Below are 12,369 nucleotides of genomic sequence, written 5' to 3'. Positions count from 1 at the left end.
TGCTGACTTCAAGCTAAAACACGGCACTGACAACGACCGTGGAATTCGAACGCATGGCTCATTTTCGTGTGGCTATGGGCGGATGTATTGCGACCCCGGGGCCCGCGTGAGGTCGAGAGTGAAGCTGCCGACCCTCTCGGCGCCGTCGGTCGGGGTGAGCGCGTAGCTGTTGCCGGAGTAGGTGCCCGGCCCGGAGCAGGCGAGTGCGTCCGGGGTGCCTCAACGCACCCCTGCCAGCCGGGGCGATGCTGCCCGCCGGCGCCGCGGACGGGCAGGAAATACCGCGCCGTCATGTCGTCCTGGGACAGCCGGTGCCCGTGGTGTGGTACCTGCCGTCGCGCGTGATGCGATTATCGACAGCGTCGAGTGAGGCGAGATGGGGGATACGCGTGCACCTTGCGGGGGAAGAGGGCGTGGAAGAATTCTGGGAAGAGATTGACGCTGGTCACCGGCTGGTGGGTCCACCGCCCGATCTTCCTCCGCCGCTGACGGTGACTGCTCCGCTTCTCCTCAACGTTGAGCGGCTCGCCTGGGAGAGCGTTGAGCATCTGATCGTGGCGCTGGCCCGTGAAGTTGAGGGAGCGGTCCGGTCCCGACTGTACGGCCGGAAGGGGCAGAAGCAGCACGGCATCGATGTTGTGGGGCACTTCGACGATGGCAGCCTGACCGTCTATCAGTCCAAGCACTGGAAGCGTTTCACGGCCGAGGCCCTCTCCGACGCGGTTCGGATGTATGCCGAAGGCACCCGGCCCTTCGACGCCACTCGCTTCGTACTCGTCACCACTGCCTATGTCGGCGACACCGCGGTGGAGGACCGTCTCCATCAACTGCGCACCGAGTACCACCCACTTGAGATCGAGCTCTGGGGCCCGCAGGAGCTCTCCGACCTGCTCTTCCGGCAACGCAATTTGGTTGCACGCTTCTTCGGGCCAGCCACGGCTGGGGTGTTCTGTGTAGGCGATCCGAGGCCTGGCCTGCCGTCGACGGTTGGCTCTCCGATCCGGGAATTCACCGATCCGTTCGCACTGGAGGTACACCGGGTCATCGAGGTCGAAGAAGGCGACTCCGGTGATCGGCCGACCCTGCTGCCGCCCTACATCAGCCGGAAACACGACATAGAGGTGGGCAAACTCCTCGCTCGGGCCGCCGCCGAACAGAGCGCGCTGGCCGTGCTCGTTGGTGAATCCTCTACGGGCAAGACACGCGCATGCTGGGAAGCCATCCAGGCACTGCCCGACGACTGGCGACTCTGGTATCCGATTGCCCCAAGTCCAGCGGAGGCGCTCCTCGCCGGCGTGCGGTCCGTCGGGCCGCGGACCGTGATCTGGCTGGACGAAATTGAGCCCTATCTGACGTCACCTCAGCTGGGCGAGCAAGCGGCTGCGGCGCTGAGGGCGCTACTGAAGGACCCCACTCGCCGCCCGGTCGTGGTCTTGGCAACCGCCTGGCCGAAGCAGTGGGACCGCCTTACCCTGCCGCCGGCTCCGGGTGCGCCCGATGGGCACCGGGAGGCTCGCGCGCTGCTCACCGGGCACAGTGTCCTCGTTCCCCGCTCGTTCGATGAACCAGCCTTGCTTGAAACGCGCAGAACAGCACACGGGGACCGGCGGCTGGCAGAGGCGCTCCACCGGGCCCGTGACGGACGAATCGTGCAGTACCTCTCTGCCGCCTTCGCCCTCATGGAGCGCTACACGACTGCCCCGGCCGCCGGGCAGGCCGTGATCCACGCAGCCATGGACGCTCGCCGGATCGGATGCAGCGGAGCACTGCCTCGCACCCTGCTGGAACTGGCCGCTGTCGGCTACCTCACCGACGACGAATGGGACGCCCTTACGGACGACTGGTTCGACCAAACCCTCTCCTCACTTCAACAACCCTGCCGCGGTGCGACCAGCCCCCTCAACCCGGTACGCCCCCGTCCCGGTCAGGCAGTTCACGCGGAACCCCATTTCCGCCTTGCTGACTATCTTGACCACCACGGACGGTCGAGCCGGACGACCGCGACCGCCCCTGCTTCGCTCTGGCGTGCGCTGCCCGCACACGCACAGAAGGACGATCTTGCCGGGCTCGCCTGGGAAGCCCGAAACCGCGGCCTCTTCCGGCACTCCTTCCAACTTCATCTGCGGGCCGACGCCGCAGGCAGCGAAGACACCGCCTGGCTCGCCGGCGACCTGATGGAACGCGCCGAGCAGCCCCAGCAAGCCCTGCACTGGTATCAACGCGCAGTCGAGTCCCGAGACGAGGACGCTTACGCCAACCTCGTCGAGCTGTCGGAGGCACTCGGCCAGAAGGACGAAGCAGTCGACCAGCTGACACGACTGGCCGAGGCAAACGACGAGCTCGCGCTCTCCTGGATTGTCGAGCTGACGACCGAAGCGCGCGGTACGGATGAGACCCTCGCCTGGCTCCACGGACTCGCCGACCGCGGTGACGCCGCTGCCGCCCGTGAAGCCGGCGAGCTACTTCGACACAAGGAGCGCCCAGCAGAAGCCATGGACCTCTACCGGCAAGCAGCACTCTCCGGCGACGCACCCGCGATCCGTCAGTCCGTCGCCCTGGTGTGGGACACCGATGGCCCTGATGCAGCCCTGGCCTGGTTGAACGAGCTGGCTGAAGCGGGCATCACCGACCTGATGGTGACGGCCAACACCTATGCGCAGGCCGGTCGTTCGGCCGAGGCACTCTTGTACTTCAAGCGCGCGGCAGAAGCCGGTCACGACATGGCCTTTGGTCCCGGCGCCGAACTGGCGGCGGAATGCGAAGGTCTTGAACAAGCCGCCACATGGGTGGAGCCCTTCGCGACGGCCGGCCGGCCATTCGCCTCGGCCGCCTATCTCAACCTCCTCATGGAATCAGAGCGCCTTGACGACGCGCTGCGCTGGTGCCTGGAGCCCGAGAGACGTGTGGACATGGCAGTACTCGACACAGCCACCGAGCTGCTGGTCACGTCCGGGCGCGAAGATGAGGCGCTGCGTTGGCTGGATTCTTTGGCCGAGCACGGACACTCTTTCGCTCTCTGGCGCATGGCGGGGCTCCTTGAACAGCTCGGACGTGCCGGCGAGGCTGCGTCGCGCGCGAAGGAACTCGCCGAAGAGGGCCAGACTTCGGCGCTGCACCTCACGGCGTTCCTCACCGCGCGGCAAACCAACGACGAGGAAGCGATTTTCTGGTACAGGAAGGCAATTCTGGCAGGAGAGACGTTTGCCATCGCTGAGATGGCGGATCTGCTGAAGAAACTGGGGCGTCACGATCAAGGCAATTGCTTGCGTAAGTATGGGTTGGAAGCCGATGGACAGATCGCTAGCGGTGCGAGGTGACCCACGCTGGCATCGCGATGTCGCCGTCCCCTGGCTCGGCTGGCAACCGCTCGATCTCCTCCGCCAGGCCGCCCGAGGCCAGGCGGGCATTGCCCTATACCGCCGACAGCGTGGTGGAGAACACCACCTTGGGGAGCGGCTTCCAGATCGCGGCGGACTCAAGGGTTGAGAAGTCGAGCGACGGATTCTGGTCGGCGGTCTCCCCGTACAGCATCGTCTCGTACAGTCGGCGTCCCATCAGGTGGACCCCGAGCCCTCGTACCTCGTCGGGTGCCGTCCACTCGAAGTTGCCGTCCGGCCAGACGATGTAGCCGTCAAGCGAGACGCCCATCGAGTAGGTCACGCCGCGCATCAGGGGGTCCTCCTCGGTGACGGGTTCCGACAGTATGACCGCCGGACGCCGCTGGACTCATTGCGACTAGCGAGAACCCCTGGGCCGAGTCACCTTATGAGTTCATTTCGTTGAGAAATCCTCGCTGCGTCATGCTCGCCCTCGCCTATGACGCGGCTCTGTGCGGTGCGAGGAACTGTGCTTGCTGCGGACTGATGACCTCGCCCCCGCGCCCACCGGACCCTGCGGACTTGGGCCGAGTTGGACAAGACCCGGCGAGAATGCGTTGTCCTTACTGCCTTCGGTGCGTAACAGCGCACTCGCCGTGAAATACATGAGTGGGTGAGGCTGAGCGTTGGGTTCCGGGCTGGTGACGCGGTGCGATACCCGCGTCGTTGGTACTTCAATATGCGTTGTGGCCTGTGTCCTCGATCGGGTCACCAGCGATGGATTACTTGTGTTCGACTCGCGCTGCGTCTTCCCTGTTCTGCAGTTCTGCCAGGCGGCCTCCTGAAGGAGGCCGATATGACTGCGACGGGCAAGGTCTCGTCGTGCAGGGCGATACATAGCAGGTGATCCCCGGTTAGCGAAACCGGGGATCGTCTCGAGTATTGAGGGTGTTCGCACGCGGCTGTGCTTGGCAGTGGAGCCGTAGCGGACGAAGCAGACAGCGCTGCAAACCGCGCGAGGAGGGCGCTGTTGTCTGCTGCCCTGATGACTGCGGTGTCCCTTCGCTGAAAGGCAGCGATGGCGCCACCGATGTGGAGTTTCCACGCCCTCAAGGAGAGTGAGTAATCCTGTCTGAACCGATCAAGAAGCTGCCGCCGAACGCGAAGGGCCAGGTCCGGTACCGGTTTGTGGTCGACGTCGGGACTGACCCGGTCACCGGGAAGCGCAAGCAGCTGACCCGTACCCTCGGGACGCTCAAGGAGGCGCAGGCCGAGTACGCACGTATTGCGGTCCGTCGCCACAATGGGGCGTTCGTGTCGTGCAACAAGATGACCGTGAATGAGTGGCTCGATCAGTGGCTTGCCAAGAAGGCGGAAGATCTGGAAGAGACCACGATCTCCACCTACAGGGTGACCCTGGACCGTGTCCGGGGCAGGCTTGGACATATCCGGCTCCAAGATCTCACGGAGGACGATGTCGAAGCATGGATGCTGTGGGCGCTTCGGGAGGGCCGCGTACGTGCCACGAAGGCTGGCCCCGGTCTAGGGGTGACCTCGGTAGAGATGTCGCTCACGCGGCTGAAGGAAGCCCTCAACCGGGCAGTGTCTCGCCGCCTGGTCGCGGTGAACGTGGCCCAGGAGGTCAGGATCCCCCGAAAGGTGCGCAAGGCAGAGCGGCAGGCTAAGGCCGCGGTACCGCCCTGGAGTGTCACGGAGGTCCATGCCTTCGTCCTCGCGGTGAGGGACCACAGGCTGTACGCCCCGCTCCTCCTGTCCTTGATGGGCCTGCGCCCGGCTGAGGTGTGCGGCATGCGTTGGACCGATCTGGACTTGGACACGGCGACCCTGTCCGTTGCCAATACGCGCACGCTGATGGGGAACAAGACCGTGGTCGAGAAGGACACGAAGTCGCTCGCAGGGGAACGGCACCTCCCGCTGCCGGCTCCGGTGAGAGAGGTCCTCCGGAGGTTCAAGGCGGCCCAGGCTGCTGAAAAGCGGGCTGCTGGGCAGGCGTACGAAGACAGCGCATACATGCTGGTTGACGAACTCGGGACGCCGCTCACCGTGAAGCAATTGCGCGAGCAGGCGTACAAGGCCATGGAAGAGAACGCGCTGCGGCGGGTCCGTTTGTACGATGCCCGCGCGAGTTGCTTCACCTACCTGGCGAACAATGGGGTTCCTGACCATCTCCTCGCGCGCTGGGCGGGGCACTCCGATGTGAGGACCACGAAGCGCTGGTACGTGAAGCCGGACGTGGAAGACCTCCGCTCGGCGGCGGATGTCTGGAGCGGTCTGACCGGTGCCCCGACCCCCGTCGTGAGAGAAATGTGAGACGTGGGAGCGTGGTCGGGTGAGTGAGACGACTGCGAATACCCTGCAATACCGCGTTGACGGGCCAGAACACGCTCCGGTCCTGGTCCTGGGCCCCTCCCTCGGGACAACATGGCACATGTGGGACCGCCAGATACCCGAGCTCTCGCAGAGCTGGCGCATCGTACGCTTCGATCTGCCCGGCCACGGCGGCGCCCCGGCCCTCCCCGCGGCCTCGGTCGCCGAGCTCGGGGACCGGCTGGTCGCCACCCTCGACGAGCTGGGCGTACGGCGCTTCGGGTACGCGGGCAGTGCGATCGGTGCCGCCGTCGGCGCGGATCTGGCGCTGCGCCACCCCGAGCGGCTCGCCTCGCTGGCGCTGGTCGCCGCCTCGGCCCGGTTCGGGACCGCCGACGAGTTCCGCCGGCGCGGGGTCGTGGTGCGCAGCAACGGTATGGATCCCATCGCCCGCAGCGCCCCCGAGCGCTGGTTCACGCCCGCCTACGCGGCGGCCCAGCCCGCCATCGTGGAGTGGGCCGTCCAGATGGTCCGCACCACCGACCCGGGCTGCTACATCGCCGCCTGCGAGGCGCTGGCCGCCTTCGACATCCGCGCCGACCTCGCCCGTGTCGGCGTCCCGACGCTGGTCCTGGCCGGGGCCGAGGACCGGGTGACCGGGCCCGGTGATGCGCGCGTCCTGGTCGCCGGGGTGCCCGACGCGCGGCTCGCGGTGGTGCCCGGTGCCGCGCACCTGGCGCCGGTGGAGCAGCCCGCCGCCGTCACCGATCTGCTCGTCCACCACTTCTCGACCGCCTGGCACGAGCCCCTCCCGGCGATCCCCGTCCCGGCCGGGCCCCCGGCCGCCGCCGTCCCGCAGCCGCCGCACGTCCCGGCCCCGCACGCCCCGGCCCCGCACGCCCCGGCCCCCCACACCCTGCACGTGCCCGTCCCCATGGCCGCCGAGCCCGCGCCCTCCCCGGGCCAGGCGGCCAAGGCGCGGCCCGACCCGTACGAGGGGGGCATGAAGCTGCGGCGCGAGGTCCTCGGGGATGCGCGCGTGGATGCCGAGACGGCCGAGGCGGACGGCTTCACCGGTGCCTTCCAGGAGCTCGCCACCCGCTACGCCTGGGGCGAGGTGTGGGCCCGCGACGGGCTCGACCGGCGCACCCGGGCCGTCGTCGCGCTCGCCGCGCTGGTGGCGGGCGGCCACCTGGAGGAGGTCGCGGCCCACACCCGCGCCGCGCTGCGGGCCGGGCTCACCCCCGACGAGATCAGGGAAGTGCTGCTCCAGACGTCCGTGTACTGCGGCCTCCCGGCGGCGGGCGCGGCCTTCCGGGCCGCCGCCGCCGTCATCCGCGAGGAGACCACCCCGCAGCCCTGAGCGGTCCGGGCGCGGCGGCCCGCGCCGTAGCAGGATGGGGGGCATGAGTCTGAAGCTGACCAAGAAGACCCACGCGTGCGTCCGGCTGGAGAAGGACGGCCGGACGCTGGTCATCGACCCCGGCGCCTTCAGCGAGGCGGACGCCGCGCTCGGCGCCGACGTCGTCCTCGTCACCCACGAGCACCCCGACCACTTCGCCGAGGACCGGCTGCGCACCGCCCTGGAGGCGAATGCGGCGGCCGAGATCTGGACCCTGCGCAGCGTCGCCGAGAAGCTGTCGGCGGCCTTCCCGGGCCGGGTCCACACCGTCGGGCACGGCGACGCCTTCAGCGCGGCCGGGTTCGACGTCCAGGTCCACGGCGAGCTGCACGCGGTGATCCACCCGGACCTCCCCAGGATCACCAACGTCGGCTTCCTGGTGGACGGGTCGCTCTTCCACCCCGGGGACGCGCTGACCGTCCCCGACCGGCCGGTGGACACGCTGATGCTGCCGGTGCAGGCGCCGTGGAGCAAGATCTCCGAGGTGATCGAGTACGTACGGGAGGTCGCCCCGCGCCGGGCCATCGACGTCCACGACGCGCTCCTGACCGATCTGGCCCGGCCGATCTACGACACCCACCTCGGCAACCTGGGCGGGGCGGACCACACCAGGCTGGGCCCGGGGGAGTCGACGGACCTGTGACTGTCGGACCCCGCCGTTAGGCTGTTCCGCATGCGCATCGCGACCTGGAACGTCAACTCGATCACCGCCCGGCTGCCGCGTCTCCTGGCCTGGCTGGAGAGCACCGGCACGGATGTGCTGTGCATCCAGGAGACCAAGACCACCGAGGAGGGCTTCCCCGCCGCCGAGCTCCGCGAGCTGGGCTACGAGTCGGCGGTGCACGCCACGGGGAGGTGGAACGGAGTGGCGCTGGTCTCCCGCGTCGGCCTGGAGGACGTGGTGCGGGGCCTGCCCGGCGACCCCGGCTTCGAGGAGACCCTGGAGCCCCGCGCGATCTCCGCGACCTGCGGCGGAGTCCGCCTGTGGTCGGTCTACGTGCCGAACGGCCGCGAGGTCGGCCACGGCCACTACGCGTACAAGCTCGCCTGGTTCGAGGCGCTGAGGGCGGCCGTCGCCCAGGACGCGGCGGGGGAGCGGCCGTTCGCGGTGCTGGGTGACTTCAACGTCGCCCCCACCGACGAGGACGTGTTCGACGTCGCGTTCTTCGAGGGCCAGACCCATGTCACCCCGCCGGAGCGGGCCGCGCTCGCCGCACTGCGCGAGGCGGGTCTGTCCGACGTGGTCCCGCGCCCCCTGAAGTACGACCGTCCGTACACGTACTGGGACTACCGCCAGCTCTCCTTCCCCAAGAACCGGGGGATGCGCATCGACCTGGTGTACGGCAACGCTCCGTTCGCCAAGGCCGTCAAGGACAGCTATGTGGACCGCGAGGAGCGCAAGGGCAAGGGCGCGTCCGACCACGCGCCGGTCGTCGTCGACCTGGAGATCTGAGAATCGCACGCCGCGTGCCGGTGGTGCGCGGGTCTGTGCGAATGGGACGCTGGACGCCATGAACATCCTGGACAACTGGCGCAAGCGGCACGGCTCGCAGCGGACGGCGGCGCTCGCCGAAGCGGTGCAGACCGATCCGGAGGGTGTGGGGGAGCTGCTCGCGGAGTGCGAGCTGCTCCGGGTCAGGGCGCAGCAGGCCGGGCTCGAACTGGACGACAGCCCGGCCTCGTTGGCCGCGCTGGACCAGCTGCCGCCGCGCTGGCGGGACGATCCGGAGGAGCTTCCCGGGCTGGGCAACGACGCCGGTCTGTATCTGGGCACGGTTCTGGTGCGGACGGTCGAGGGCGCCTCCTGGCAGGTGTGGCCGGGCGGGCAGCCGGTGGTGCGGCTCGCCTCGGGGCGCGAGATCGACGTGGTGGGCGCCGGGGGGGAGTGGGCGGCGAGCGGCACGCCCGAGCTCTCGCAGATCTACGCGGAGGCCTCCGAGGTCTGACCCGGCGCCCCGGGGCGGCCGCGCGTACCCCGGATGCTCCGGACGCAGGGAGACCCAACTCACCAGTAACCCAAAATACGGTTTATGTCCTGTTCGTGCGTGTCGAGGTGAAGTCCCTTTCCGGGCTGGATAGTTTGCGCTGACCTCGGCACTGCGATGAGTGGGCAGGACAGTGTATGGCCGTCGATCCGTTGATCGAACTGCGTGACGTCAACAAGTACTACGGGAAGTTGCACGTCCTGACGGACATCAACCTCACCGTCGGACGCGGGGAGGTGGTGGTCGTCATCGGCCCGTCCGGCTCGGGCAAGTCGACGCTCTGCCGGACGGTGAACCGCCTGGAGACGATCGAGTCGGGGTCGATCACCGTCGACGGCAGACCGCTGCCGGAGGAGGGCAAGGGGCTCGCGGCGCTCCGCGCCGAAGTGGGCATGGTCTTCCAGTCCTTCAACCTCTTCGCCCACCGGACCGTCCTCGCCAACGTCTCCCTCGCCCAGATCAAGGTCCGCGGCCGCAAGAAGGACGAGGCCGACCAGCGCTCGCGCGAACTCCTCGACCGGGTCGGCCTCGCCTCGCAGGCCGACAAGTACCCCGCGCAGCTCTCCGGCGGCCAGCAGCAGCGCGTCGCCATCGCGCGCGCCCTCGCCATGGACCCGAAGGTCATGCTCTTCGACGAGCCGACCTCCGCGCTCGACCCGGAGATGATCAACGAGGTCCTGGAGGTCATGCAGTCGCTGGCGCGCGAGGGCATGACGATGGTCGTCGTCACCCACGAGATGGGCTTCGCCCGCTCCGCCGCCAACCGCGTCGTCTTCATGGCCGACGGCAGGATCGTCGAGGACCGCACCCCCGAGGACTTCTTCACCAACCCGCACAGCGACCGGGCCAAGGACTTCCTCTCCAAGATCCTCAAGCACTGAACGGGGAGTGGATGCAACCATGACGCGTACGCGACGCGCGCTGGCCGCCCTTGCACTGGTCCTGGCCGCCGCCGGGTGCGGCAGGTCGGGCAGTCCGCCGGTCAAGGGCCCGCAGCCCGACCAACTGCCCCGCTACCGGGTCATGACGGGCTTCACGCTGCCGGCCTCGGCGGTGTGGCGGCGGGCGAAGAACCGCGGCCACCTGGTCGTCGGCGCCAAGGAGGACCAGCCCTACATGGGCGAGAAGGACCCGGCCACCGGCGTCTACTCCGGCTTCGACATCGAGATCGCCAAGATGATGTCCGCCTCCCTGGGCTTCGACCCCAAGTCCATCGAGTTCAAGACGATCGCCTCCGCCAACCGCGAGACCGCCCTGCAGAACGGCCAGGTCGACTACTACGTCGGCACCTACACCATCAACGACAACCGCAAGAAGCTGGTCGGCTTCGCCGGGCCCTACTACATGGCCGGTCAGGGCCTGCTGGTGCGCACCGACGAGGACGACATCGACGGCCCGCGGGACCTGGACGGCAAGCGGGTCTGCTCGGCCGCCGGCTCCACCCCGTACCAGCGCATCCAGAAGGACTACCCGAAGGCCGATCTCGTCGCGTACGACACGTACTCCGTCTGTGTGGACAACCTGCTGACCTTCCAGGTCGCCGCCGTCACCACCGACGACACCATCCTCAGCGGCTACGCGGCCAAGGTGCCCGACGAGCTCAAGGTCGTCGGCAAGCCGTTCTCCAAGGAGCCCTACGGCATCGGGGTGCCCCGCGGCGACAGCGCCCTGCGCTTCGCCCTCGACGACGCCCTCGCCACCCACGAGAAGAACGGCGACTGGCAGAAGGCGTACGACGCCACGCTCGGCCTGTCGGGACGCAAGGCCGCGCCCGCCCCGCCCATCGACCGCTACCCGGCGAGCTGAGGCCCCGCATGGACGTACTGACCAAGAACTTCTCGCTGTACGGCAAGGGACTCCTCGGCACGGTCGAGCTCACCGTCTACGCCTCGGCCCTGGCGCTGGTGCTCGGCTTCCTGATGGCCTCCTTCCGGGTCTCGCCGGTCGGCTCCTTCCGGGCGCTGGGCACCGTATGGGTGAACGTGCTGCGCAACACCCCGCTCACGCTGCTCTTCTTCGCCGTGCTGCTCGGGCTGCCGCGCTTCGGCCTGGTGCTGCCGTTCAAGCTGTTCGCCGTGATCGCGCTCGGCTGCTACACCTCCGCGTTCATCTGCGAGGCGCTGCGCTCGGGCATCAACACCGTCCCCACCGGCCAGGGCGAGGCGGCCCGGAGCCTGGGGATGACGTTCGGCCAGACGCTCTCCGCGGTGGTGCTGCCGCAGGCCTTCCGCTCGGTCATTCCGCCGGTCGGCTCCACCCTCATCGCGCTCGCCAAGAACTCCGCCATCGCGGGCGCGTTCAGCGTCACCGAGCTGCTCGGCACGTACAAGACGCTCAGCGAGCTCGGCTACGACATCGTGTGGACCTTCATCTGGATCGCCGTCGGCTATCTGATCGTGACGCTCACCATCAGCGCCGTCTTCAACCTCATGGAGAAGTACTGGGGAGTCGCCCGATGACCGCTCAGCTGTCCGGCCAAGCCACCGCCCTCTACGACATCCCCGGCCCGAACACCCGGCAGCGGCACCGGCTCTACGGGGCCGTCTCCACCGTCGTGATCCTCGCCCTGGCAGGCTGGGTCGTCTATCTGCTGTTCGACACCGACCAGTTCACCTCCACCAAGTGGTCGCCCTTCGCCTACGAGGGGATTCAGCGGCTGCTGCTGCGCGGGCTCGGAAACACGCTCAAGGCGTTCGGGTTCGCGGCGCTGTTCTCGCTGGTCCTCGGCGCGGTCCTGGCCACCGGGCGGCTCTCCGACCACCGGGTGCTGCGCTGGCTGGCGACGCTGCTGGTGGAGTTCTTCCGCGCCATGCCCGTCCTCGTCATGATCTTCTTCATCTTCGTGGCGCTGAAGGTGCAGCCGCTGCCGGCCCTGGTGGCCGGGCTGACGCTCTACAACGGCTCGGTGCTCGCCGAGGTCTTCCGCTCCGGCGTCAACTCCGTGGAACGCGGCCAGAAGGAGGCGGCATTCTCGCTCGGGATGCGCAAGACGCAGGTCATGACGTACGTGCTGGTCCCCCAGGGCGTCCGTGCGATGCTGCCGACCATCATCAGCCAGCTGGTGGTCGCCCTGAAGGACACCTCGCTCGGTTTTCTGATCACCTATGAGGAGTTCCTGCACGCGGGGAAGCTCATCGCCTCGAATCTCGACTACGATTTGCCGTTCATCCCCGTGGTGATGGTGATCTCACCGATCTACATCGGGATGTGCATGCTGCTCTCCTGGTTCGCCACCTGGATGGCCAGGAGACAGAAGCGCGATCCCAAGACGGAGGCCGTGGACGTCGCCCCGGCCGAACCAGGGACGCTGCTGCCAGGTGCGCAGTAGCTAGGGGGC

At 68.2% G+C, this 12,369-nt stretch carries 10 protein-coding genes and 1 pseudogene; 10 read left to right on the top strand and 1 reads right to left on the bottom strand.

Annotated elements, in window-relative coordinates; all coding sequences use genetic code 11:
* The first annotated feature begins 413 nt into the window (after positions 1-413).
* Entirely contained in the window at positions 414-3,317 is a 2,904-nt protein-coding gene (locus ACZ4MU_RS20075) for a tetratricopeptide repeat protein (protein ID WP_467878182.1), read from the top strand.
* Positions 3,318-3,327: 10 nt separating this feature from the next.
* On the opposite strand, the pseudogene ACZ4MU_RS20070 reads toward ACZ4MU_RS20075, so the two are convergent.
* Positions 3,328-3,669 (bottom strand): annotated as a pseudogene (locus ACZ4MU_RS20070) (dihydrofolate reductase family protein); the annotation flags it as partial.
* An 836-nt stretch (positions 3,670-4,505) separates the two neighbouring features.
* Between ACZ4MU_RS20070 and ACZ4MU_RS20065 the strand changes: the two are divergent.
* The 9 genes from ACZ4MU_RS20065 to ACZ4MU_RS20025 all read left to right on the top strand — a co-directional run bounded on the left by ACZ4MU_RS20065 (position 4,506) and on the right by ACZ4MU_RS20025 (position 12,360).
* On the top strand, positions 4,506-5,648 hold the full coding sequence (locus ACZ4MU_RS20065) for a tyrosine-type recombinase/integrase (RefSeq protein ID WP_467878179.1): 1,143 nt from the start codon (positions 4,506-4,508) through the stop codon (positions 5,646-5,648).
* 19 nt (positions 5,649-5,667) lie between these two features.
* A complete protein-coding gene (gene pcaDC / locus ACZ4MU_RS20060) occupies positions 5,668-7,008 on the top strand; it encodes a bifunctional 3-oxoadipate enol-lactonase/4-carboxymuconolactone decarboxylase PcaDC (RefSeq protein WP_467878177.1) in 1,341 nt (446 codons plus the stop codon).
* Between the two features lie 34 nt (positions 7,009-7,042).
* Positions 7,043-7,690 (top strand): MBL fold metallo-hydrolase, encoded by a 648-nt coding sequence (locus ACZ4MU_RS20055; protein WP_467878175.1) that lies wholly within the window; start codon positions 7,043-7,045, stop codon positions 7,688-7,690.
* Between the two features lie 30 nt (positions 7,691-7,720).
* Positions 7,721-8,500 carry an exodeoxyribonuclease III gene (locus ACZ4MU_RS20050; protein ID WP_467878173.1) on the top strand — a complete coding sequence of 260 codons (780 nt, stop codon included), beginning with the start codon at positions 7,721-7,723 and terminating at the stop codon, positions 8,498-8,500.
* Positions 8,501-8,558: 58 nt separating this feature from the next.
* A complete protein-coding gene (locus tag ACZ4MU_RS20045; RefSeq protein WP_467878171.1) occupies positions 8,559-8,993 on the top strand; it encodes a DUF6278 family protein in 435 nt (144 codons plus the stop codon).
* A gap of 176 nt (positions 8,994-9,169) precedes the next feature.
* Positions 9,170-9,913 carry an amino acid ABC transporter ATP-binding protein gene (locus ACZ4MU_RS20040; protein WP_467878169.1) on the top strand — a complete coding sequence of 248 codons (744 nt, stop codon included), beginning with the start codon at positions 9,170-9,172 and terminating at the stop codon, positions 9,911-9,913.
* A gap of 19 nt (positions 9,914-9,932) precedes the next feature.
* Complete coding sequence (locus ACZ4MU_RS20035; RefSeq protein WP_467878167.1) at positions 9,933-10,838, top strand: glutamate ABC transporter substrate-binding protein; 906 nt, start codon at positions 9,933-9,935, stop codon at positions 10,836-10,838.
* Positions 10,839-10,846: 8 nt separating this feature from the next.
* Positions 10,847-11,491 carry an amino acid ABC transporter permease gene (locus ACZ4MU_RS20030; protein WP_467878164.1) on the top strand — a complete coding sequence of 215 codons (645 nt, stop codon included), beginning with the start codon at positions 10,847-10,849 and terminating at the stop codon, positions 11,489-11,491.
* Complete coding sequence (locus ACZ4MU_RS20025; RefSeq protein WP_467878162.1) at positions 11,488-12,360, top strand: amino acid ABC transporter permease; 873 nt, start codon at positions 11,488-11,490, stop codon at positions 12,358-12,360. Before ACZ4MU_RS20030 ends, ACZ4MU_RS20025 begins: the two co-directional genes overlap by 4 nt.
* The last annotated feature ends 9 nt before the right edge of the window (positions 12,361-12,369 follow it).

The organism is Streptomyces sp. NPDC026377, from assembly GCF_055567715.1.
This window is presented reverse-complemented; position numbering and strand designations above follow the sequence as displayed.

Bases quoted from the DNA above. Each gene is read 5' to 3' on its own strand.
- ACZ4MU_RS20055 (WP_467878175.1), top strand. From the start codon at position 7,043: ATGGGGGGCATGAGTCTGAAGCTGACCAAGAAGACCCACGCGTGCGTC.
- ACZ4MU_RS20050 (WP_467878173.1), top strand. From the start codon at position 7,721: ATGCGCATCGCGACCTGGAACGTCAACTCGATCACCGCCCGGCTGCCG.
- ACZ4MU_RS20045 (WP_467878171.1), top strand. From the start codon at position 8,559: ATGAACATCCTGGACAACTGGCGCAAGCGGCACGGCTCGCAGCGGACG.
- ACZ4MU_RS20040 (WP_467878169.1), top strand. From the start codon at position 9,170: ATGGCCGTCGATCCGTTGATCGAACTGCGTGACGTCAACAAGTACTAC.
- ACZ4MU_RS20035 (WP_467878167.1), top strand. From the start codon at position 9,933: ATGACGCGTACGCGACGCGCGCTGGCCGCCCTTGCACTGGTCCTGGCC.
- ACZ4MU_RS20030 (WP_467878164.1), top strand. From the start codon at position 10,847: ATGGACGTACTGACCAAGAACTTCTCGCTGTACGGCAAGGGACTCCTC.
- ACZ4MU_RS20025 (WP_467878162.1), top strand. From the start codon at position 11,488: ATGACCGCTCAGCTGTCCGGCCAAGCCACCGCCCTCTACGACATCCCC.